We start from the raw sequence: 21,866 nt of genomic DNA, 5'->3' as shown, positions 1-21,866 counted from the left end.
ATGAAAACAGAAACCACCATTCAGGGATTAGCTGCATCATTAAATCCCGCACGTGCCAAGCGCAAGATCATTGGTTTTGTACCAACCATGGGCAATCTGCATCAGGGACATTTAAATCTGGTACGTGAAGCGCGTAAGTTGTGTGATGTGGTGGTGGTCAGTATCTTTGTCAATCCGATCCAGTTTGGACCCAATGAAGATTTTGACAGCTATCCGCGCACGCTTGAACAGGATCAGCAGCTTTTGGCTGAAGTCGGTTGTGACATTGTCTTTGCTCCAAGTGTGGAACAGATGTATGGCAAAAAACCGCGCTTGACCAATATCAGTGTGTCTGAAATTACCAATGATTTATGCGGTTCGCAGCGCCCTGGCCATTTTGATGGTGTGGCGGTGGTGGTGACTAAATTATTTAACATCATACAGCCGAATTATGCTTTCTTTGGCCAGAAAGATTATCAGCAGCTGGCGGTCATTCGGCAGTTTGTACAAGACCTGAATATTCCGCTGGAAGTGATTGGTGTGCCGATTGCCCGTGCAGAAGATGGTCTGGCTTTAAGTTCTCGTAATGGTTACTTAAGCAAAGAACAGCGTGCCATCGCACCGGTCATTTACCAGAGCTTGCAAAAGGCTGAACAGCAGCTACACGCAGGCGTAGAACTCGATACGGTATTGGCCGAAATTCGCCAGAGCCTAACCGATGCCGGTTTCGTTATTGATTATGTTGAAGCCCGCACTCCGGAATTACAAAAAATTCATACGTTTAATCAAGATCTTGTGTTATTTGTAGCTGCAAAGCTGGGAAATACGCGTCTAATCGACAACTTGCAGGTCAAATATACTGCCGGCTAAGATGAAAGGGTAGCATGCATGAAGCGCATTTTAATTGTCACAGGGCAATCTGGTTCAGGTAAATCATCTGCATTACAGGTGCTTGAAGATCTGGGTTATTACTGTATTGATAATCTGCCTTTGGCATTGCTTCCCGAAATCGTGGCAAAACTGGACAGTGAAAACAATCTGGAACAGTTGGCGCTGGGTGTGGATGTACGCAGTACCCGGGCAGATTTACAAGAATTTGATCATGTATTTGAGCAGTTACAGCAGCATGGTTCGGTCGATATTATCTATCTGACTACGCAGGATCAGGAGCTGATTGCACGCTTCAGTGCCTCGCGCCGGCCACATCCTCTGGCGTCACGCTTTAAAAGTCTGAATCAGTGTATCCAGGAGGAAAAAATCCTGTTGATGCCGATTCAGTTGCGTTCTACGGTGCATATCGATACCACCGACAAAAGCGTGCATGACCTGAAACATACGCTGTTGTCCAAGCTGGGACAGGCCGATAACCTGATCCTGATTTTGCAATCCTTTGGTTATAAGCACGGGATTCCACTCGATGCGGATTATGTCTTTGATGTCCGGCACTTGCCGAACCCGCATTGGGAGCTAGAACTGCGCAAATTTTCAGGATTGGATCAGCCGGTGCAGGAATTTTTACAAAAGAGCGATCAGGTCGAAGAGATGTTTAATGACCTTTATCATTTTCTGGATAAATGGTTGCCAACTTTTGCCGAGGGACACCGCCATTATATGACCGTGTCGATTGGCTGTACCGGTGGTCAGCATCGTTCTGTTTATATTGTGGATAGACTAAAAAAAGCGCTTGAGGCAAAATGGTCTATTCAAGTCCTCCATCGAGAAATGAAGCACTGGTCATGATAGATACGACAGTTGACGTAATTAATAAACTGGGTTTACATGCACGCGCATCTGGTAAACTGATAGAAGTTACCACTAAGTTTCGTTCCAGTATCCAGATTGGCAAGACTGAAAAACTGGTAGATGCTAAAAATATCATGTCCTTGCTCATGCTTGGTGCAGGCAAAGGAACAACTTTACGTTTAGTGATTGAAGGAGCAGATGAGGACAAGGCCTTATCTGAAATTCAGGCACTATTTGCAGCAAAATTTTATGAGGCAGATTAATCGTGGCACGTCGACCGAACAGTTTAACTGAAGAAGATTTTGAGTCTTTAGAGGGACGCGCAAGTAAAACCGAACAGAAAAAAGCGGTCCAGCGTATGGCCGCTTTAGGTGCACAGCTTGCAGAGCTGAGCGCTAAACAAATTAAAAACTTACCCGTAGATGAGCGTTTGATTGAGGCTTTGCTTGATGTGCAAGCAATTAGTTCTCATGAAGCACGTCGTCGTCAATTTTCACGGATAGGCAAATTGCTGCGCAATGAAAATGAAACCGTGATTTTGTCTTATCTTACCCCGAAGCAAGGTTTGAAAAAGACAGCCCAATTACAGCGCTGGGTTGATCGAATTGTCAAAGATGGTGATCCAGCCATCAATGAGTTTACCAAAACCTATAATGCGACAGAGCGTCATACTTTGCGCCAGCATTATCTTCGGGTGCATCGTGATTTAAAAAATCAGGCTGCTGAAGAAGAAGTGAATGCGTCCAAATTAAAGCTGTTTAACTATGTACAGCAAGTAGCGCTGATTTCAGATAACTAATTTCTACTTTTTGAAAAAGCGGTCTTTATAGGCCGCTTTTTTTATGCCAGATTTAATTTAATTTTCTTAAATATGAATTACCTATAGCCTCTGTCTTTTCTTCTCCTGATTTTCATTTCTATCACTAGATAGATCAATAAAACAAAAAAATTCCGCAATTAATTTGTTAACGAATGTAATTCATTTACAATTCTCAGCTGCTTTTGTGAATTTTTTTTGATCGAAATTCTAAATTTCAAAGATGTTCTACCGTATAATTGTTAAGATAATTTTAATAATTAAAAGCTCATTCTGAGTTGGATAGGAGTGAAAATAATCAGTGGGGAAGTGATTTATTTGATCTCACTCTAAAGCTATATCATTGAAAAAAGATTAGCTTTTATTTAAAGCACGGTAAAAAGCGATGCTGGGTATTTTTTGGTCAATAGTGTGTTAAGGTGAGTACAAATAAACATGTTTATTTAAGGTGAGATATATTAATTTCAAACACTTATGTAGCATTTTTTTTGAATAACAAATTTTCAAGTTATTCTTAATTAATTAAATATCAGTGCTTTGTGGCTGTTAATGTATCTGGATAGAAACAGGTTAACAAATCCTTTAATCTATATGTGAGTTTTCATCGTTGAGTAAATATAGAATCTTTGTTATTGATTGTATAAATTTGGTCGGCTGTGTTTCCTATATTCTATAAACATTCAAAGAGGCAGACATGGAACTAAAACTGCTAGAGGTCGGTCAGAATACGGAGCTCTTAAGCTCGTGCCGTATATCTCTCATTTTAGGTGTCTATACCTCTGATAATTTATTAGACACCTTCTGTAATGTTGCCCGTAAAGTCCTGGATGTTAAAACCAGTATTATCGGCTTTCATACGGAACCTTATATCTGGTACAGCTGTCCGCGTGGTTTCCGGGGTCTGCATGCTCCCCAGGATATTAGTATACCTGCATATCTGCTACAGGCAGATGTGATAGATTGCCTGCATCCCGCATATGCAGAACTGTCAGACTACTTGAAAAGTCTTGGCGTGATGCATCAGCGACTTGTCGCATTTAATTTAAAATCGGGTCAAGGTGATTCTTTAGGTCAGGTTGTGTTCTTTGATGATCAGACTGACCTGTTTGATCAGGAAGATATTGCCACTGTAAAACAATTTGCTGAAAGTTTAGTGAATCGTATCAAACTCAATCAGGAACATAATAATCTGAAAGAGTTATATGAACAGCAATGTGCACAAAACTTCAGTAAAACCAAATTTTTCCAAATTATCGCGCATGATCTGCGTGCGCCATTTCATGGCTTGCTGGGTTTTTCCGAAGTCCTGGCGCAGGAACGTGACACACTGGATGAATCTAGTATTCAGAGCATTGCGGATTATTTATATGATAATGCGCAAGCTACCTATAATCTGCTGGAAAGCCTGCTGACCTGGGCGATGGCAGAGGGTGGACGCTTTGTTTATCATCCGATTAATTATGAGCTCAAGCAGTCCAGTAAAATTGTCTGCAGTGTACTGAAAAGCCTGGCTTTGAAGAAAAAGATTGAATTAATCGACAATATCCCGGAAGACATTAAGGTCCACGCGGATATTAATATGATTACCTCGGTATTGCAGAATCTGGTGTCCAACGCGCTGAAATTTACGCCAGTCGATCAAGGCGGTAAAGTCATTTTAGCAGCCGAAATGGAAGGCGAGCAGGTTAAAATTACCATTCAGGATACAGGTTTGGGCATGACTGAAGAGCAGATGCAGAATCTGTTCAAACCGACGCTTGGTGTCAGTGTCAGAGGTACAGCTGAAGAGAAAGGTGCCGGTTTAGGTCTGGTACTGTGCAAGCGCTTTATTGATCTGAATCATGGTCAAATTAGTGTGAATTCCAAAGAGGGCAGAGGCACTATCTTTACCGTGTATTTACCGATGGTCACCAATGATCATCAGGCACTGGTGCTTGAAGACCTGCAGGCCGAGCAGTCTTAAAAATAAATTTCAAACTAAACATTCCCCTTGAGACAAAACTCCTGCTATAACTAAGCAGAATGTTTCAGGGGAAGAGTTGAGTGATGAATGCAGTACAATTGCAGAAAACCTTAAGAGCCAGCCAATATGCGGAACAGGTATTGGCCAATCACCAGAGTTTGCTGGAACAGGATTATGCAATTGACCAGTTTCAGGGTTCACTCAGTCGGGAATACATTGATCAGCTGGTACAGGACTGCATCCTGAATATTACTGATGAAGCCGCCTGGATGCGTGCAATGCGTATTCTGCGGGCCCGTCTGATGTTTCGCTGGATCTGGCAGGATGCCAACCAACTGACCGATGTTATCACTCTGACCCAAGAACTCTCCGATTTTGCTGATGCCAGCATCTGTGCAGCAAAAGATTTTGCCCGTATTCCGCTTGTTGCCAAGTATGGCCAACCGATTGGCTATAATGGAAAAGTACAGGATCTTATTGTCATTGCCATGGGGAAACTCGGGGCACAAGAACTTAATCTTTCCAGTGATATTGATCTGATTTTCGCCTTCGACGAGCAGGGTGAAACCGATGGGCGTAAATGTATTGATGTACAGCAATTTTGCATACTCTGGGGGCAGAAACTGATTCATTTGCTGGATCAGATCACTGCTGACGGTTTTGTATTTCGCGTCGACATGCGCCTGCGTCCCTGGGGAGATGGTTCAGCACTGGCAATCAGTCACGTGGCCTTGGAGAAATATCTGAGCCAGCATGGGCGTGAATGGGAACGCTATGCCTGGATCAAAGCACGAATTGTCAATCCAAGTCCGGAAGGCGATGAGCTGCTGGAGATGACCCGACCATTTGTATTTCGTAAATACGTCGACTACAGTGCTTTTGAAGCCATGCGCGAAATGAAAGCCATGATCGAGCGTGAAGTACAACGCCGGAATATAGAAGATGATATCAAGCTCGGAGCTGGCGGCATTCGCGAAGTCGAGTTTATCGTGCAGGTTTTCCAGTTGATTTACGGCGGCGCCAAGCTTGAATTGCAGGATCGCCAGTGTCTGGTGAATCTGAATCATCTGGATGATGCCGAATTGCTGGACGAACAGGCAGTACAGGAACTGGAAGATGCCTATCTTTTTCTGCGCCGGGTTGAACATGCGATTCAGGCACTGAATGATCAGCAAACACAATCATTGCCGACTGAGCCAGAATTAAGGGCGCGTATAACAGATACCCTGGGTTTTGCCGATTGGGACAGCTTTATGGCGTATCTCAATGCGAAGCGTAGCAAGGTGATGTATCAGTTTGATCATTTGATTAAGGAAAATGGTCCGGATACCCTGATTGAAAGTTTTTCACAGCTAGAAAACCGACTGCAAGAAGTTTTGGATGACAATGCAAAAAATCTTGTCTATGAGTTTTGGAATGGGCATGCCTTAAAAAAATTACCAGCCAAAGCAGTGCAGCGTTTAAAAACTTTTTGGCCACATTTAATCGAAGCAGTTTTACAGTCAGATGATCCGCAGACAGCACTGGTACGACTGATGCCCTTGGTGGAATCGGTAATGCGCCGTACGGTATATCTGGTGATGTTAATTGAGAGTAAAGGGGCTTTGCAGCGACTGGTGAAGATGGCCACGGTCAGCCCATGGATTTGTGAAGAACTGACCCATTATCCGGTGCTACTGGATGAATTCCTGTCGATGGATTTTGAATTGCCAAAACGTAAGGATCTGGAAGATTCCTTGCGCCAGCAACTTTTACGGATTGAAATTGATCAGGTCGAAGACCAGATGCGGGTTTTGCGCCTGTTTAAAAAATCCAATGTACTTGCTGTGGCCGCCAGTGATGTGCTGGCTGAAAGTCCTTTAATGAAAGTTTCCGATGCCTTGACCGATATTGCTGAAGTATCGGTGAATGCAGCGCTGCATCTGGCCTATCAGATTGTTGCGAAAAAACATGGTTTTCCTCTGGATGCAGAAGGGCAGCGCTGTTCAGTCGAGCATACGGCTTTTGCAGTCATTGGTTATGGTAAAGTCGGTGGAATTGAACTGGGTTATGGCTCGGATCTGGATCTGGTCTTTATTCACTATATGAGTGAGCAGACCGATACAGATGGACTCAAGCCGATCAGTGGCTTTGAGTTTGCCATGCGCGTGGCGCAAAAATTCATGTCCCTCATGACCACGCAAACTCTGGATGGGCGTGTTTATGAGGTCGATACCCGCTTGCGTCCATCGGGTGAAGCTGGACTTTTGGTAACCAGTTTGAAAGCTTTTGAACAGTATCAGTTTAAAAGTGCCTGGTTATGGGAGCATCAGGCCATGGTACGAGCCCGTCCAATTGCGGGTGAAATGAGTTTAAGGAAAAAGTTCGAAGTTTTACGGCGAGATATTCTGACTCAGCCTCGCGATGAAAATTATGTACGGGCAGAAGTACTGAAAATGCGTCAGAAAATGAAGGAGCATCTCGGTTCTTCTAAAGAGCAAAAAAAAGATGGTATTTTTCATTTAAAACAAGATGCAGGTGGTATCGTAGACATCGAATTTATGGCACAGTATGCGGTGTTGGCTTGGAGTGGGACGAATAAAGATCTCGCCCATTTCTCCGACAATGTACGAATTCTTGAGGATGCCGCAAAATCAGGTTGCTTATCCAGCGACGATGCGACTGCTCTGATTCAAGCTTATCTCCGTGAACGCGCCGAGAGCCATCGCTTAGCCCTTGCAAATCAATCCATGCAAGTGTCTGCAAGCGACTGGCACGATACCCGAATGACCGTTTGCAAGTTATGGCAAAGACTGATTGATCCAAGTGCAGACTTTGTACTGGATAGTGAATAATTGTGAGAAATTGGAGTTTGTGGCATGAATTTGGCTGATCGTGATGGTTTCATTTGGCAAGATGGACAACTAGTTGACTGGCGTGAGGCAAAAACTCACGTATTAACACATACTTTGCATTACAGCATGGGTGTGTTTGAAGGCGTCCGTGCTTATGAAACCCCGAATGGAACGGCTATTTTCCGTCTAAAAGAACATACGAAGCGTTTGTTGAATTCTGCAAAAATTTATCAAATGAAAGTTCCATTTGATCAAGCAGCATTAGAGCAAGCTCAAATTGATGTTGTTCGTGAAAACAAATTAGCGTCTTGCTATTTACGTCCAATTATTTTTATTGGTTCTGAAAAACTCGGTATTGCTGCAACTGACAATACCATTCATGCCGTAGTTGCGGCATGGAGCTGGGGTGCTTATCTCGGTGAAGAAGCAATGGCGAAGGGTATTCGCGTAAAAACTTCTTCATTTACCCATCATCATCCGAACGTGACCATGTGTAAGGCCAAAGCATCAGGCAACTACACGCTGTCGATTCTTGCACATCAGGAAGTGGCGCATTCAGGTTATGACGAAGCAATGCTGCTCGACCCGCAAGGTTATGTGTGTCAAGGTTCAGGCGAAAACGTATTCCTGGTACGTGATGGCGTGATTCATACGCCTGACATCGCAGGTGGTGCGTTGGATGGTATTACCCGTCAAACCATTATTACCATTGCTAAAGACTTGGGTTATGACGTAATTGAACGCCGTATTACCCGTGATGAATTTTACATTGCAGATGAAGCATTCTTTACCGGTACTGCTGCAGAAGTAACACCAATCCGTGAATACGATGATCGTCAGATTGGTGAGGGTGTACGTGGTCCAATCACCACTCAAATCCAGAAAGCTTACTTTGATGCGGTTCAGGGCAAAGATCCTAAATATGCACACTGGTTAACTTATGTGAAGTAATTCAGAATTTACTGCTTGAAAAAACCTCTCATTTGAGAGGTTTTTTTTAACTGATGTACTTATTCTGCCGAACTTATGTCATCATATTCAGCATCAAGAAGATTTTAAGATGAGCTTAGGCATACGCAATGAGTAACATCGTTATTTGTATGAAATGGGGAACCAAATACGGTTCGGAATACGTCAATCGTTTATACAATATGGTTAAACGACATACGACAGTGGACTTTAAAATGGTCTGTCTGACGGATCGTACTGAAGGCATTGATCCTGCAGTACAATGTTTCCCTATTCCACCTCTGGCATTGCCTGAAGGTGCACCTGAGCGTGGCTGGAACAAGCTGTCCACTTTTGAGCCTGATCTGTATGGTTTGGAAGGCAATGCACTCTTCCTCGATCTTGACGTGGTGATTGTCGATAATATCGATGAGTTCTTTACCTATCCGGGCGACTTTCTGATTATTCATGACTGGAAACGGCCGTGGCGTATTACTGGTAACAGTTCGGTTTACCGGTTTAAACTGGGTGCTTTCCCAGGTCTGCTACCTTATTTCCGTGAACATTTTGATGAAATTCGTCAAAAATTCCGTAATGAGCAGGCTTATCTGTCTTGGTATGTAGATCGGGAGAAGAAACTGAGCTACTGGCCAGAGAGCTGGTGTAAGAGCTACAAATATCATTGCCTGCAAAAAATTCCGATGGCTTATTTTAAGCCGCCGGTAAAACCTGAAGGTGCCAAAATCATTGTTTTTCATGGCGAGATTAATCCGCCAGATGCAGTGAATGGTGGGGGTGGTAAATGGTATCGTTATGTATTGCCATCGCAGTGGATTAAGGATGCGTGGCAGTAAGCGGAATAAATGTAGGATTGGAAGAGACTCGATTTCAAATGCCTGTGAGAAAAAAAAGTAAATTCGAACAATGGTTTTCATTTAGTCGCCATCAACGTCGATTTGGGGCAGACAAGGTCTACGCTCAGTTTAATGACGTAGACCTCGATGCACTTAAAAACCAGATGATTGGTGGTGAAGAAGTTCGCTATACCTATGGTTCGGCTAAAGATTTAAATGAACATATTGAACAGCTTGAACAGGAATTTGTGGGTCAGTCTGCGCTCAATCATTATCATGCCAGCTTGATTGTACTCATTCGTCGTGAAGTTGATGTTCAGAATAACTATGCAAGATTTAAAGAATTATGGTTGAGTGAGCGTGACTATTTACTGGCTTCATTAAATACACGCTGGTTAATTTCTGCCTGTGATACTTTTATTGATTTAGAAGATGATCCGCTATTACAAGCAATTCTGATGAATGCAGTGGTACTGATCAACACTATTAAACTACAGGAAACTGAACGTTTTTTATGTGACCAGTCTTTAACAGTAAATCCGGAACATCAGCAGTTATTGCAGCAACAGCGTTATGCCTTATTTGATGGTACGGCTGCATTTGCGGTTGGAACTGATGATACTTTACGTAATATGCGCTGGCGTCTCGAGCAAATATGTGAGGCCCATGAACTGGGTCAAATTGTAATTGAGATTTTTGACAGATTACAGCTTGATCAGAATAATAATGTATATTCACGTTTTAAACAGCGTCACACTCGTGAAAAGACGAGATGGTGGTAATTGTGAATACTTTAATTATCAATTTAAAAAGTTCACAGGATCGTCGTGATTTTCAAAAAAGACAATTTGAGAAATTAGGACTGGATTTTGAAATATTAGAAGCATTTTCAGTTGCTGATCTGAGCGAAGAGCAATACCAAAAATTCGGTTTTGGCTGGCAAAGGCCTTTGCGTAAAGTTGAGGTGGCTTGCTTTCTCAGTCACCAAAAAGCCTGGGAAGAAGTACTAAAAAGGAATCAGCCCTGTTTAATTCTTGAAGATGATGCAGTACTGGCTTCCAATGCAAAAGAAATTTTAAACGAAATTGAACAGCAACAATTTCCAGATGTGGACTTAATTAATCTGGAAGTAAGAAGCCGTAAAAAAATTATAAGTCGGACACCCGTGTGTACCTTAGATCATACTCAGGTCAAATTATATGATTTATATCAAGATCGTACCGGAGCAGCAGGTTATATCCTCTACCCGAGTGGCGCGCAAAAATTATTAAATCGTTTGGCAAAAACTGCACCGGCAATTGCAGATGGATTTATATTTTCTGCTTATGAATTACATTGTTTGCAAGCTGAACCTGCAGTGATTATTCAAGAAGACCAGCTTGGCGCATATGGCCTCCTGCAACAAGGGTGTTTTGATTCGACCATTGGCCGTTCTGAACACTTTAAGCCTGAATTCAGCTCTATCAAAGAAAAATACAAGTTCAAAAAAAGACGATTAGCGGGACAAATTGCGATGGCGATACGATATTTACAAGTGATGGGGAGAGCAGAAAAAAGAATGATTAAATTGAATCAAGAAAAATTTATTCAGGATTAATACTGTATGAAAAAAACCATCGTATTGGCTATTTTTACTTTACAGGGAAATGGGGCGGAACGTTTTGCTTTAACTTTGGCAAAGGGTTTAATTGATGCGGGTCATGAAGCGCATATTGTCTATTTTAAAAATATTATAGATTTACCGATACCTGAAGGCGTAAAACTCCACTTTTTTGATTATCAAAAATATCGTGCAATTCCTAAATTTATGCGTTCCGGTATTGCAGCCAAAGCATTTGATAAATTTGTACTAAAAAATATCGGCACACCTGATCTAGTGCTTTCAAACTTATTGCCTGTCGATTTTATTTTGTCTAAAAGCCAGTTGCCTAATGTTCATTTAGTCATTCATAACACGACCAGTCTGGAATATGGTGAAAGACTGGAAGGGATGCGAAAAGAGCTGACCAAGATTTATTTGGCGAAACCATGCGTAGCAGTCAGTCAAGGTGTTGAGAAAGATTTTATTGAGGTTTTTGGCCGTAAAAGTAAAATAACCACTATTTATAACCCGATTGATGTTAAGCAAGTCGTTTCAACAGCTAACGAATATGTGCCAGATATTGATCCACCCTATATTGTGAATGTTGGAAAATTTAAACAACAGAAGCGCCATGATGTTTTAATTAAAGCGTATGCAAAAGCGAATGTTCAGGAAAAATTGGTTTTGGTGGGTACGGGCGAATTATTAGAGGCATCTCAAAGACTAGTTAAAGAGTTAGGTATTGAAGATAAAGTTGTTTTTACAGGTTTTAAAAAAAATCCCTATCCCTATATGAAGCATGCAAAATTTATGGTGTTGTCATCTGATTTTGAAGGGTTGGGGTTGGTCATTTTAGAATCTTTAGCTTTGGGTACACCTGTAATTAGTACTGATTGCCCATCAGGTCCCAATGAAATTTTGCCATCTGATTGTTTGGTTAAACCTGGCGACATTTCGGCATTATCAGATAAAATTTCTGCATATTCACAGCAAACAGATAATAATCCAGTTAGGTTGGATCGAAAATTTTTACCTGATTATGCAGCCAGCCAATATTTAGATCTCATTATTTAAATTATTTAAAGCTGATTATTGATGATAAGGCTTCCTTAAGCGCTTTTTGAGGGAACGTAAAAGGCGACTCATTAATTTGGACAGGTAAAACCCATTTATTCCCAAATTTAAGCACTGGTATAAAAGTCGATTATGCTCATTTTTGATTAATTTGCCAGAAAAAGGCAATTGCTGAATTTGTTGAGAAAATTTTTTCCAGTTCAGTTTTGCAGTCTGCTTATTTTTGTATTTGGTACTTTGATGGATATAAATATAAAAAAAATGCATTAATGGAATGATAAAAATCGCCTGTACCTTGGTTTTCTCAATGAGTATTGGAATAAGTTGTTCGAGACAGGCCAGCGACTTATCAATATTAGCACCTTGTTTAGAGTTTGTAGCACTACTTGAGCGTATCCGGTATCCATATAAGGGTTTAGGAATCGTATAAAATGATGTGGCTTTTATCATTATACTTGGAATGGTTGCTGCATCTTCATAGTGAGTTAGTTCTGGGAATTTAGTATCTTTAAACAGGCTGGTTTTATAGACATGAATTCCAGAAAACCAGCGATTATAGTTGAAAATTTCAATGAGAGCATTTTCACTGCTGGGTAAATTACTAATCTGTTGATTGACAAAGTGAGGAATAAATTGATCAGTACTTGATTTTAAATCTTCAGAAAGCTTTTTATATCCAAAACTCACTACATCTACATTATTTAAAAGAGCTAAATTTATCTCTTTAACGTAAGTCTCTAAAAGTACATCGTCTGGATCCACGAAAGTAAGATATGTACCTTTTGCATGTGAAATACCGAGATTCCTAGCAGAACTGACACCTGAATTTTTCTGTTGAAAGATTCTGATATTTTTTACGAGAGATTTAGGTTGCTGATTCAAATAATCTTTTAAAATTTCAATAGAATGATCTGTTGAGCCATCGTCAATACATAGAATCTCAATCCGATCATCTAACTGGTCGATGATGCTTTGAAGACAGTCAACAATATACTTCTCAACATTATAAATGGGGATGATGATAGTTAAATAAAGCATTTTAGTAATGATCATTCTTGATAAGGTTTAAAAATTTATTAACCATCGTTTCATTTGAGAGCAGTTTTTTCTCAAAAGAAGTACGATAGGTTTGATTCAGATTTTGATCTATTTTCTCTGCCAATTCATCTATATTTTGGGGAGTAACCAAATTTTCTTCTAAATTTGCGATGCTCAATTGGTGAGAAATCGCATCGCTTACATTATAGGCAATTACAGGAACATCAAGGTAAAGTGCTTCTGAGATGACTAAACCATAACCTTCACTGCCCGAGCTGGAAATTAATAACCGACTTTGCTGAATATATGGATACGGATTGTTGACCCATCCCATAAATTCTACGCGACTTTCAATATTTAGTTGTTTACATAAATCCTGTAGTGAAGGCTTTAAATCACCCTCTCCTACAATCAGCAGGTTTTTCGCTTTTTCAGATTTTGCAAATGCCCTGATAGCATGTTCTGGCTGTTTTTCCTGGCTTAAACGACCAACAAATATGCAATCCCAGATCTTTTGGGCTTCTATTAATTTTTGTTGCTCAATATGTTTTATATCAAGACCATTATAAATTGTTAAAATTTGTGAGTGGGGTAATAAGTGCTTATAATCTTTTTCCAGATTCTGGTTAACGGTAATAATATTTTTTCCGTCAAAAAGTTTAATAAAATATTTCTTATCGAGATAATGTCTTCGGTATTCTTTATACCATCTGAAAGGATTATTGGTCTGTTTTCTGGATGATTTGAAAATCTCGCCATGTATCCATAACCATATATTTCCACTGATAAAATCGGAAAGACAGAATGCAAATGCATGCGATAAAATAATAAGATCCGGCTGTATATCTGAAATTATTGTATTAATCTTTTCTATATCGGCTGTTGGTGTTTCTCGTTTTCTGAGTAATTTACCTGAACAAATACACTGATTAAAACTTTCTTTTATGAAGTTAAGATTCGTGGGAATGTCCATTTTAATCTCATGATGATTTAATGGTACAACCGTGACTTGATGCCCAGTCTTTTCTAAATTTGTAGCGGTATCAAGAAGAATTTTTTCTGCACCCCCTCCTTTAAGATGATCCACTATAAATAATATATGGTATTGATTAAATTCTTTTTTCATCAGACGCTATAGATTTATTAAGTAGAAATTTATTGATAATCTTTATTATAAAGATTTTTACGCATGTCTTGTAAGGCTCTCCACTGATTATATCCTGACAAATACTGTTTTAGAGTGATATAAATCACACTTTCTGTTTTTGATTTAAGATATTGACAGAGAAATGTAAATCTTTTGATGAAAGGTCACCGTAAATTGGGGCGGTCACAATATCATAACCTGCTAATGCACCGTGTCTAAGGTAATTTGGCCTGATCACTGAATATTGATTTTTTAGATGCCATTTGATAAATACAGACTGTTTTGATTTTTAAAGCTGCTTAAGCACCAGACATCAGATTATTTTCATCAGCTTTATAACCCGCCTGTATAAGTCATAATGGCGTCTATCGCTTTCGAAGAGTTGTAGTACTGCTATTTTGCATGCCTTGGCATTAAACGACAGTCATCACTATGATTATCCATCCGAACCAAAGGGTGTAAGCTGCAAAAGTATGGCTCCTATGCATGATGATTATATCTTGATTATAAAGTTAGCTATATCTGTATACGGGTACTTACACTTAACACTCCGGCTAGAACAAAAATACCTCAATAAGAAGAAAAATTTCTGATAAAAGCAATAATAAAGGCTTAGTTAAATTTGAGTGAAGAAAAAAAATGAGTTCAAGCTATCCTTATGTGTTATCTATCATTATCCCTGTATATGGGGTAGAGGACTATATTGAAGCTTGTATTACATCATTATTACCCCAGCTGAGTTCAGAGGTCGAATGCATTATTGTCGATGATGGCTGTAAAGACCGTTCAATAGAAATTTTGGAAGCCTATCTTGCTACCCATTCATCTCAGGCCAAGATCTGTATTATCCACCAAGAAAATCAGGGTCTTAGCATGGCGCGTAATAATGGTTATGCGGTGGCGAAGGGGCAGTATATTGCCTATCTGGATTCTGATGATTATGTTGAGCCTCATTTTGTAGCGCGTATTTTAGAGGTCATTAGGCAGGCACCAGAGGTGGAATTAATTCACTTTAATGCACTGATGGAAAATAAACAGTATGGGACTAAACCGCTGGTACTGGCTGAACAGACAGGCTTGGTTTATGCCGATACAGATTATTTAAAACGCGTGTTTCTTAAAAACTATTGGTATACATGGTTAAGAGTGTATAACCGTAAACTTTTAAAGGACTTTCAGTTTCCACCAAATCATTTCTACGAAGACATGCTGTCGATTCCATTCCTGTATCGTAAAGGCCTCATCATTTATGAAATTGCCGAGCCTCTGTTCAGGTACCGTTACAGGGCAGACAGTATTACCAATGGTGAAATTAAGCCAGAACATATCAAGAGTCTGGAATATGGCTTAAGCCTGTATAGAGATAAGTTAGAAAATCCCTATTTCCAGATATTGTATGAGCACCTCATTTTGGCCCTGTTTGAACGGAACCTTAAACTGGGTTTTGCTATCTACAGCAAATTTTTACATCGTATTCATCACGATCTGGATTATTTCCAGGATAAATTACAGCATTTGAACCGGGAAAAGCGACTGATGCTACAATATCCAAAACTGTTCTACTGGTATAAAAACTGGCTCAGTTCGCGACGGTCTATCTTCTGACAATTATTACACCACATAATTTTAATGAGTCGGTTTATAAAGATTAACACCGCCTGCTAGACGTCTGAATCTCTTGTAACCCCACAAATACTGTTCTGGCGCGACATTAATCATACGCTCCATTTCTTTATTTAAAGTATCTACAGAAAGCTGTAAATCTTTCGATAAAATATCGTCAGAAATTGGGGTCACCACAATATCATAGCCTGAAAGATCCTTGCGTCTGAGGCAACTCAGCCCGACCACTGAACATTGTGTTTTAGCTGCCAGTTTGGAAAGCAAGGTAGAAGATAAAGCGTTCTGGCCATAAAAATAAGAATAAATTCCCCCGGATTCTTTAGGAACATGGTCTGGCAAAATTGCAGAAAAACCACCTTGCTTAAGATGCTTAAACACAGCACGTACACCAGAATCATCTGTTGGAACAAGGGTCGCCTTGAGCCGTTGTCTGGCTTGCAGCATAAAACGATCGATGTCTTCATTCTTGCTGGGTTTGTACATAATCACAGGAGAGGTGTGTTGATTCACCCAGACATTCAACAGCTCCCACGTACCAAAATGTGGCACCACGGCCAAACAGCCATGAGGATTTTGCAAAGCTTGCAGGAAAATATCTTCGCCATGCACATCCTGAATTAAAGACAGCGCGTATTCAGGAGATGAGCCCCAAATCTTGACTGATTCTGCATAGGTCATGCACTGACTTTTCAGACTGCGTTTTGTTAAATCAGCCCGTTCAGCTTCAGATAGGTCAGGGTAGGCAGATGCCAGATTAATCTCTGTCACCTGGCGTGCAGAAGAATGGCTGAGATACAAAAGAGATCCGGCCAGTTGTGCAAGATTTTGAATGAATCTTAACGGAAGCTTGGAGAAATTTTTGAGTATGGTGTACATGTGATCCAGACGGTCAGATTATAGATCTTTATCCGGATTGCCCTTCAGCACCATATAAATCAAACCCACAAAAATCAGCAGGGCACCTAAAATACTACTCAGGCAAAAATATACAATACGGTCGTTGGTATCGAGATTGAATAGGTTGTTGGCAAGGATATAGCGCATGAACAGCCATTGAACCACTGAAAATACAATAAGCATAATGCTGCGATTACGAACTGCAGGACGCATAGCCATTGCTAATTACCTTAGATTAAAAACTATGGCTATTATGCCACTGTTCCAGATACGACTCAATCTTACAAAAAAGCCCCGCTCAAGGCAGGGCTTTTTCACTTAAAACGTCAAGAATTATTCTTGAGATTCAGCTTTTGGTTTTTCACGCAAGCGAATACCAAGGTCACGCAGTTGGTTTGATTCAACTGGTGCTGGTGCTTGAGTCAATGGACATTCAGCAGTTTTGGTTTTCGGGAATGCGATTACGTCACGAATTGAAGATGCACCTGTCATCAACATCACCAGACGATCAAGACCGAAGGCCAGACCACCATGTGGAGGCGCGCCATAACGTAAGGCATTTAGCAAGAAGCTGAATTTCTCTTCTGCTTCTTCTTCAGAAATACCTAGTGCTTCAAAGATGGCTTTTTGCATTTCAAGGTTATAGATACGCAGTGAACCACCACCGATTTCAGTACCGTTCAATACCATATCATACGCAACTGAAAGTGCAGCACCTGGGTTATTCTTCACTTCTTCAACGCTCGATTTAGGCAGCGTGAACGGGTGGTGAACAGAGGTCCATTTGCCGTCATCTGTTTCTTCGAACATTGGGAAATCAACGACCCAAAGCGGAGCCCACTCACAAGTCGCAAGATTCATGTCATGACCGATCTTCACACGAAGCGCGCCCATTGCATCATTTACAACTTTAGCTTTGTCCGCACCAAAGAACACGATATCGCCATTTTCAGCGCCAACACGTTTCAACAGATCCAGCACGATTGGCTCGATGAATTTCACGATTGGAGATTGAAGACCCTCGATGCCTTTTTCAAGTTCGTTAACTTTGATATAAGCCAAACCACGCGCACCGTAGATGCCTACAAATTTGGTGTATTCATCAATTGCGCTACGTGGAAGTGAACCAGCACCCGGTACGCGAAGCGCAACGATACGGCCTTTAGGATCTTTCGCAGGACCTGCGAATACTTTGAACTCAACGTCTTGCATCAAGTCTGCAACGTCAACCAATTTCAAAGGAATACGCATATCTGGTTTGTCAGATGCATAGTCACGCATTGCATCGTTGTATGTCATACGTGGGAATTTATCAAACTCAACGTTTAGAAGTTCTTTGAACATCTTGATCGTTAAAGTTTCCATTAAATCCATGATGTCATCGTCACTCATGAACGATGTTTCAACGTCGATTTGTGTGAATTCAGGCTGACGGTCAGCACGCAAGTCTTCGTCACGGAAACATTTAGCAATTTGGTAGTAACGATCTATACCACCCACCATCAACAACTGTTTGAACAGCTGTGGAGACTGTGGTAGTGCATAGAAGCTACCGTTAGATACACGGCTAGGCACTAAGTAGTCACGTGCACCTTCAGGAGTCGCACGAGTCAAGATCGGAGTTTCAACGTCCAGGAAACCATTGTCCTCGAAGTAGTTACGAATCAGGTTAGTCAATTTAGAACGGAAACGTAGGCGATCTAGCATTTCTGGACGACGGATGTCCAGGAAGCGGTATTTCAGACGAATTTCTTCAGAAATATTGGTGTTTTCGTCATTCAGCGGGAATGGCGGAGTTTCAGACGCAGCAAGAACTTCAATTTCTTTACCCAGAACTTCGATTTGACCACTCACCATATTGGCATTTTCTGTGCCTGCATAACGGCGACGTACACGGCCTGTAATTTTTAAGACAAATTCTGAACGTACTTTATCAGCAGTTGCGAATGCTTCAGGAGTATCCGGGTCAATGACCACTTGAACAAGACCATCACGGTCACGCATGTCAAGGAAGATGACACCACCGTGGTCACGGCGACGGTGCACCCAACCGCATAATGTTACGGTCTGGTCAATTTGAGCTTCGGTTAAAGAACCGCAGTAATGAGTTCGCATCATAGCGTTAGAAATCCAACTATATGGTTTAAGGTCAGCGAATACGTAAACAGCGTACCGCTTTGAGTAAAGTTAAGATTATGCCTCTTTGGGCATGTTGTCACAAGAACTTGAGTCAAAAACAATATTATTTTACGGTGAAAGAACCTGGAGCCAGTGCTTTATTTAACCCATCCGGCGATCTCTGTCCAAAAATAAAAACAATAAACAACCTAGACTGAAGGTGATCAGAAAGCCCTGACTAAATTCATTGATCGAGCGGCCAGTAAAATAGTACAGATCCGATCGCCAGACATCTGTAGGAATATAGCGCGCATAATCCCAAACAGAAAACAGGCCGGTCAATACAGAAAACAGGACTAAGCTCCACGCAAACACTTTGATTTTTCGGCTGACTGCCAGATATTGCTGATGCTTTTTATAGTAGTGCACACTCATCCACAGCATAAACGGCAAAACAATCACGGACGTGCCGATCTGTAAAATCCGATGCAAGGGATAACTGTTGCCAAACAGCTGAAACTGTTGGGCTAAAAAATCATGAAAGGCAAAAGTACGAAAGTCGACATGCGTTAGTCCATCCCAGATTAAATGGCTTGCTGTACCGACAATCAGTGCCAGACAAACTGCCAAGAAAAACTTTAATGCAGAAAGGATGCTACAAATATTTAACTCATGCTGAATACCGATGAAACGGTAAATGGCTGGGCGATATAGACCATACCAGATCATGCAGAAAATAAGTCCAATCCACAGGTCAGGATGAATCAGCGAAGACCATAAATGCGTGATATTTGAATTGCTCGAAGTAAAGAGACGATATAAATCGGGCACCATACAGCCAATCGCCAGTGCAGCAATCGGAAGCCGATTTCCACTTAAACGTGAAATGGGTGGAGCAAGCACAGCATGCGACAAGGTAAAGGGCATAAAAATAGTGTTTTTAATGTAATAAAAAATATTCGAAAGACATTCTAATAAAATATTCAGCTCATTATCGTAAAGGATTGCAAAAATAATGAAATGTTATATTATAACATTCATCCAAAATACTGAATTTGAGCTTCGGTCATGTCCTTTCCTAAGAATCTAATAACACTGTCAATTTTTGCTATCACTGCGCCTACGGTATTTGCAGAACAAACTTTATCTTCAATACCTGTACAGACTTTGGATACCATTCAGGTGCAAGCTCATCCATTGGTGCAAACAGCGGCAGATTTTGCGGTTGCAGATCATGTTGTAGACCAAAAAGCGCTGTCTGAACGGGCGACGACCATTGGTGATGCCTTGGCAGATGAGCTGGGGGTTTATTCCAATCAGTTTGGCAGCGGTGCCAGCCGTCCCGTTATTCGTGGTCAGGATGGCCCACGCGTAAAAGTATTGCAGCATGCGTCTGAAACAGCAGATGTGTCCACTTTGTCTCCTGACCATGCTGTCACCGTTGATCCGATTCTTGCCAAACAGGTTGAAGTGATTCGTGGTCCATCTACACTGCTTTACGGGGCCGGTACAGTTGGTGGTCTGGTAAATGTCACCGATCAGAAAATTCCGACCCAAATGCCTGAAGATGGCCTGGAAGGTACAGTGGGTCTACGTTATAACTCAGGCAGTGACGAGAAACTGGCAAGTGCTGGTGTGACAGCGGGTATTGGTGAAAACTTTGCTTTGCGTGTAGAAGGTTCAAAACGTAAAGCTAATGATTATATTGCCCCGGATTATGTGGTCGAAGAGCCGCATGGAGATCACTCCCACTTTCATAAAGAACGCCGTGTAGGCAATACCTTTGCCGAAGGGCAAACGGTGAATATTGGCGGTTCATGGATTCATGACCGAGGTTTTGTCGGTCTGTCCTATAGTAACCGTCAGGATCAGTATGGCTTGCCCGGTCATAGTCATGAATATCATGGTTGTGAAATTCATGGAGATCATTTTCACTGCCCAAAACCAGATGAAGATGAGCACGATCATGAAGAAACAGCTGGACCTTGGGTGGATTTAAAATCCGAGCGTTATGAGGTGCGTACCGAACTGGAGCAACCATTTACCGGTGTGGAAAAACTGCGAGCGCATGCCAGCTTTACTGACTATGAACATGATGAGCTTGAAGAAAGCGAAGTGATGAGTAATTTTAAAAGTAAGGGCTATGACGGTCGTTTAGAGCTGGTGCATGTACCAGTTGCAGGCTGGGAAGGGGTAGTTGGAACCCAGCTTTCACAGCAGAAAATTAATTTGTCCGCTCCAGAATCCCATGGCCATGACGAGCATGATGATGAAGGACATGAGCATGATCATAGTGAACATGCTGGTCATAATCATGAGGTGTTCATGCCAGACACCAAAACCCAGAAATACAGCTTATTTGCTTTGGAACATAAACAGTTCGGCGATGTGCATGTCGAGTTGGGCGCACGCGTTGAACATCAAAAAGTGAAAGTAGATTCGGAGCAGAAAGATTATTCAGGCACTGGCGTATCTGCATCTGCTGCGGCCAACTGGAAATTTGCACCAAACTACAAGCTTTCTGTGGTGGGATCACATCAGCAGCGTTTGCCTTTGGCTCAAGAGCTGTACGCGGATGGCCTGCATTTTGCCACCAATACGTATGAACTCGGTAACCCTGACCTCGATAAAGAAACTTCAAATAATCTTGAATTGGGTCTGCATTATGAAGGTGATCAACTGGATTACCATGTGCATGTGTATCACAACTGGTTCGATGATTATATTTATGGCGAAACAATAGCGCAGAAAGGTAATTTACGCGGTGTGCAGTATACCCAAGACAAAGCCAGATTCTATGGGACTGAGGCACAGGCAGGTTACCAGATCAATGACATGTATAAAGTCAGTGTTTTTGGTGACTATGTGCGTGGCAAGATTGAAGGTGAAAATGCACCACGTGTACCCGCGGGCCGCTTAGGAACCAGAGTCGAAGCAGACTTTGCCGATGGCTGGTCAGGTCTGGCTGAATATTATCATGTCTTTAATCAGGACAAGATTGCCAGTTATGAAAATGAAACCCAGGGCTACAATATGGTGAATGTTGGCTTAAGTTATGCCAATAGCATTGCAGATAAAAATGCTTACCGGGTTTATTTCAAAGCCAACAATCTGCTTGATGATCAGGTGTATTCACATACTTCATTCCTGTCCAATATTCCTCAGGTGGGTCGCAACTTTACCGTCGGCCTGCAGTATGATTTCTAATATATTCATAAACTAACAGGTCAAATCAAATAGAGATCACTG

Annotated in this window: 19 protein-coding genes; 13 read left to right on the top strand and 6 right to left on the bottom strand. The window is 41.4% G+C overall.

All coding sequences use genetic code 11. From position 1 onward, the window contains the following. From panC to VXQ92_RS03090, 11 genes are all read left to right on the top strand, one after another. Positions 1 to 849: a pantoate--beta-alanine ligase gene (gene panC, locus VXQ92_RS03140; protein WP_064102287.1), complete on the top strand. Its 849-nt coding sequence runs from the start codon at positions 1 to 3 to the stop codon at positions 847 to 849. Positions 850 to 867: 18 nt separating this feature from the next. Further along, positions 868 to 1,719, top strand: a complete 852-nt coding sequence (gene rapZ / locus VXQ92_RS03135) for an RNase adapter RapZ (RefSeq protein WP_064094763.1) — start codon at positions 868 to 870, stop codon at positions 1,717 to 1,719. Continuing rightward, complete coding sequence (locus VXQ92_RS03130; RefSeq protein WP_064094762.1) at positions 1,716 to 1,985, top strand: HPr family phosphocarrier protein; 270 nt, start codon at positions 1,716 to 1,718, stop codon at positions 1,983 to 1,985. The genes rapZ and VXQ92_RS03130 overlap by 4 nt, the downstream gene beginning before the upstream one ends. Before the next feature lie 2 nt (positions 1,986 to 1,987). Next, entirely contained in the window at positions 1,988 to 2,521 is a 534-nt protein-coding gene (yjgA, locus tag VXQ92_RS03125; RefSeq protein WP_416680368.1) for a ribosome biogenesis factor YjgA, read from the top strand. 712 nt (positions 2,522 to 3,233) lie between these two features. Beyond that, positions 3,234 to 4,502 carry a sensor histidine kinase gene (locus VXQ92_RS03120; RefSeq protein ID WP_416680367.1) on the top strand — a complete coding sequence of 423 codons (1,269 nt, stop codon included), beginning with the start codon at positions 3,234 to 3,236 and terminating at the stop codon, positions 4,500 to 4,502. 83 nt (positions 4,503 to 4,585) lie between these two features. Then, entirely contained in the window at positions 4,586 to 7,336 is a 2,751-nt protein-coding gene (gene glnE, locus VXQ92_RS03115) for a bifunctional [glutamate--ammonia ligase]-adenylyl-L-tyrosine phosphorylase/[glutamate--ammonia-ligase] adenylyltransferase (protein ID WP_416680366.1), read from the top strand. Between the two features lie 24 nt (positions 7,337 to 7,360). Then, positions 7,361 to 8,287: a branched-chain amino acid transaminase gene (locus VXQ92_RS03110; RefSeq protein ID WP_004278329.1), complete on the top strand. Its 927-nt coding sequence runs from the start codon at positions 7,361 to 7,363 to the stop codon at positions 8,285 to 8,287. Between the two features lie 128 nt (positions 8,288 to 8,415). After that, the gene (locus tag VXQ92_RS03105) at positions 8,416 to 9,138 is read left to right on the top strand and encodes a hypothetical protein (RefSeq protein ID WP_064094758.1); all 723 of its coding nucleotides are present in this window, start codon (positions 8,416 to 8,418) and stop codon (positions 9,136 to 9,138) included. A gap of 38 nt (positions 9,139 to 9,176) precedes the next feature. After that, positions 9,177 to 9,920, top strand: a complete 744-nt coding sequence (locus VXQ92_RS03100; RefSeq protein ID WP_064094757.1) for a hypothetical protein — start codon at positions 9,177 to 9,179, stop codon at positions 9,918 to 9,920. Positions 9,921 to 9,922: 2 nt separating this feature from the next. Next, a complete protein-coding gene (locus VXQ92_RS03095; RefSeq protein ID WP_252510018.1) occupies positions 9,923 to 10,735 on the top strand; it encodes a glycosyltransferase family 25 protein in 813 nt (270 codons plus the stop codon). Between the two features lie 6 nt (positions 10,736 to 10,741). Continuing rightward, entirely contained in the window at positions 10,742 to 11,794 is a 1,053-nt protein-coding gene (locus VXQ92_RS03090) for a glycosyltransferase (RefSeq protein ID WP_416680365.1), read from the top strand. Positions 11,795 to 11,809: 15 nt separating this feature from the next. On the opposite strand, the gene VXQ92_RS03085 is transcribed toward VXQ92_RS03090, so the two are convergent. Both VXQ92_RS03085 and VXQ92_RS03080 read right to left on the bottom strand, forming a co-directional pair. Further along, complete coding sequence (locus VXQ92_RS03085; RefSeq protein ID WP_171254890.1) at positions 11,810 to 12,832, bottom strand: glycosyltransferase family 2 protein; 1,023 nt, start codon at positions 12,830 to 12,832, stop codon at positions 11,810 to 11,812. A gap of 1 nt (position 12,833) precedes the next feature. Continuing rightward, positions 12,834 to 13,958, bottom strand: a complete 1,125-nt coding sequence (locus VXQ92_RS03080; RefSeq protein ID WP_064094753.1) for a glycosyltransferase — start codon at positions 13,956 to 13,958, stop codon at positions 12,834 to 12,836. 660 nt (positions 13,959 to 14,618) lie between these two features. Between VXQ92_RS03080 and VXQ92_RS03075 the strand changes: the two genes are divergently transcribed. Then, positions 14,619 to 15,584, top strand: a complete 966-nt coding sequence (locus VXQ92_RS03075; protein WP_416680364.1) for a glycosyltransferase family 2 protein — start codon at positions 14,619 to 14,621, stop codon at positions 15,582 to 15,584. Between the two features lie 21 nt (positions 15,585 to 15,605). On the opposite strand, the gene VXQ92_RS03070 is transcribed toward VXQ92_RS03075, so the two are convergent. The 4 genes from VXQ92_RS03070 to VXQ92_RS03055 all read right to left on the bottom strand — a co-directional run bounded on the left by VXQ92_RS03070 (position 15,606) and on the right by VXQ92_RS03055 (position 19,544). Then, the gene (locus tag VXQ92_RS03070; protein ID WP_416680363.1) at positions 15,606 to 16,478 is read right to left on the bottom strand and encodes a lysophospholipid acyltransferase family protein; all 873 of its coding nucleotides are present in this window, start codon (positions 16,476 to 16,478) and stop codon (positions 15,606 to 15,608) included. 18 nt (positions 16,479 to 16,496) lie between these two features. Beyond that, the gene (locus VXQ92_RS03065; protein ID WP_004278319.1) at positions 16,497 to 16,718 is read right to left on the bottom strand and encodes a hypothetical protein; all 222 of its coding nucleotides are present in this window, start codon (positions 16,716 to 16,718) and stop codon (positions 16,497 to 16,499) included. 114 nt (positions 16,719 to 16,832) lie between these two features. Further along, positions 16,833 to 18,617, bottom strand: coding sequence for an aspartate--tRNA ligase (aspS, locus tag VXQ92_RS03060; protein WP_064094750.1), 1,785 nt, complete (start codon positions 18,615 to 18,617; stop codon positions 16,833 to 16,835). 162 nt (positions 18,618 to 18,779) lie between these two features. Further along, positions 18,780 to 19,544 (bottom strand): DUF4184 family protein, encoded by a 765-nt coding sequence (locus VXQ92_RS03055; protein ID WP_416680362.1) that lies wholly within the window; start codon positions 19,542 to 19,544, stop codon positions 18,780 to 18,782. A 141-nt stretch (positions 19,545 to 19,685) separates the two neighbouring features. Between VXQ92_RS03055 and znuD the strand changes: the two genes are divergently transcribed. Next, positions 19,686 to 21,824, top strand: coding sequence for a zinc piracy TonB-dependent receptor ZnuD (znuD, locus tag VXQ92_RS03050; RefSeq protein ID WP_416680360.1), 2,139 nt, complete (start codon positions 19,686 to 19,688; stop codon positions 21,822 to 21,824). Positions 21,825 to 21,866: the final 42 nt, after the last annotated feature.

The sequence above is a fragment of the Acinetobacter sp. 228 genome, assembly GCF_048147885.1.
The sequence above is the reverse complement of the archived record's forward strand: the minus strand, read 5'-3'. Positions and strand labels throughout refer to the sequence as shown.

What these genes read in the sequence shown, in the direction of transcription:
- panC (WP_064102287.1), top strand. Translation starts at nt 1, where the DNA reads ATGAAAACAGAAACCACCATTCAGGGATTAGCTGCATCATTAAATCCC.
- rapZ (WP_064094763.1), top strand. Translation starts at nt 868, where the DNA reads ATGAAGCGCATTTTAATTGTCACAGGGCAATCTGGTTCAGGTAAATCA.
- VXQ92_RS03130 (WP_064094762.1), top strand. Translation starts at nt 1,716, where the DNA reads ATGATAGATACGACAGTTGACGTAATTAATAAACTGGGTTTACATGCA.
- VXQ92_RS03120 (WP_416680367.1), top strand. Translation starts at nt 3,234, where the DNA reads ATGGAACTAAAACTGCTAGAGGTCGGTCAGAATACGGAGCTCTTAAGC.
- glnE (WP_416680366.1), top strand. Translation starts at nt 4,586, where the DNA reads ATGAATGCAGTACAATTGCAGAAAACCTTAAGAGCCAGCCAATATGCG.
- VXQ92_RS03110 (WP_004278329.1), top strand. Translation starts at nt 7,361, where the DNA reads ATGAATTTGGCTGATCGTGATGGTTTCATTTGGCAAGATGGACAACTA.
- VXQ92_RS03105 (WP_064094758.1), top strand. Translation starts at nt 8,416, where the DNA reads ATGAGTAACATCGTTATTTGTATGAAATGGGGAACCAAATACGGTTCG.
- VXQ92_RS03100 (WP_064094757.1), top strand. Translation starts at nt 9,177, where the DNA reads ATGCCTGTGAGAAAAAAAAGTAAATTCGAACAATGGTTTTCATTTAGT.
- VXQ92_RS03090 (WP_416680365.1), top strand. Translation starts at nt 10,742, where the DNA reads ATGAAAAAAACCATCGTATTGGCTATTTTTACTTTACAGGGAAATGGG.
- VXQ92_RS03085 (WP_171254890.1), bottom strand. Translation starts at nt 12,832, where the DNA reads ATGCTTTATTTAACTATCATCATCCCCATTTATAATGTTGAGAAGTAT.
- VXQ92_RS03080 (WP_064094753.1), bottom strand. Translation starts at nt 13,958, where the DNA reads ATGAAAAAAGAATTTAATCAATACCATATATTATTTATAGTGGATCAT.
- VXQ92_RS03075 (WP_416680364.1), top strand. Translation starts at nt 14,619, where the DNA reads ATGAGTTCAAGCTATCCTTATGTGTTATCTATCATTATCCCTGTATAT.
- VXQ92_RS03070 (WP_416680363.1), bottom strand. Translation starts at nt 16,478, where the DNA reads ATGTACACCATACTCAAAAATTTCTCCAAGCTTCCGTTAAGATTCATT.
- VXQ92_RS03065 (WP_004278319.1), bottom strand. Translation starts at nt 16,718, where the DNA reads ATGGCTATGCGTCCTGCAGTTCGTAATCGCAGCATTATGCTTATTGTA.
- aspS (WP_064094750.1), bottom strand. Translation starts at nt 18,617, where the DNA reads ATGATGCGAACTCATTACTGCGGTTCTTTAACCGAAGCTCAAATTGAC.
- VXQ92_RS03055 (WP_416680362.1), bottom strand. Translation starts at nt 19,544, where the DNA reads ATGCCCTTTACCTTGTCGCATGCTGTGCTTGCTCCACCCATTTCACGT.
- znuD (WP_416680360.1), top strand. Translation starts at nt 19,686, where the DNA reads ATGTCCTTTCCTAAGAATCTAATAACACTGTCAATTTTTGCTATCACT.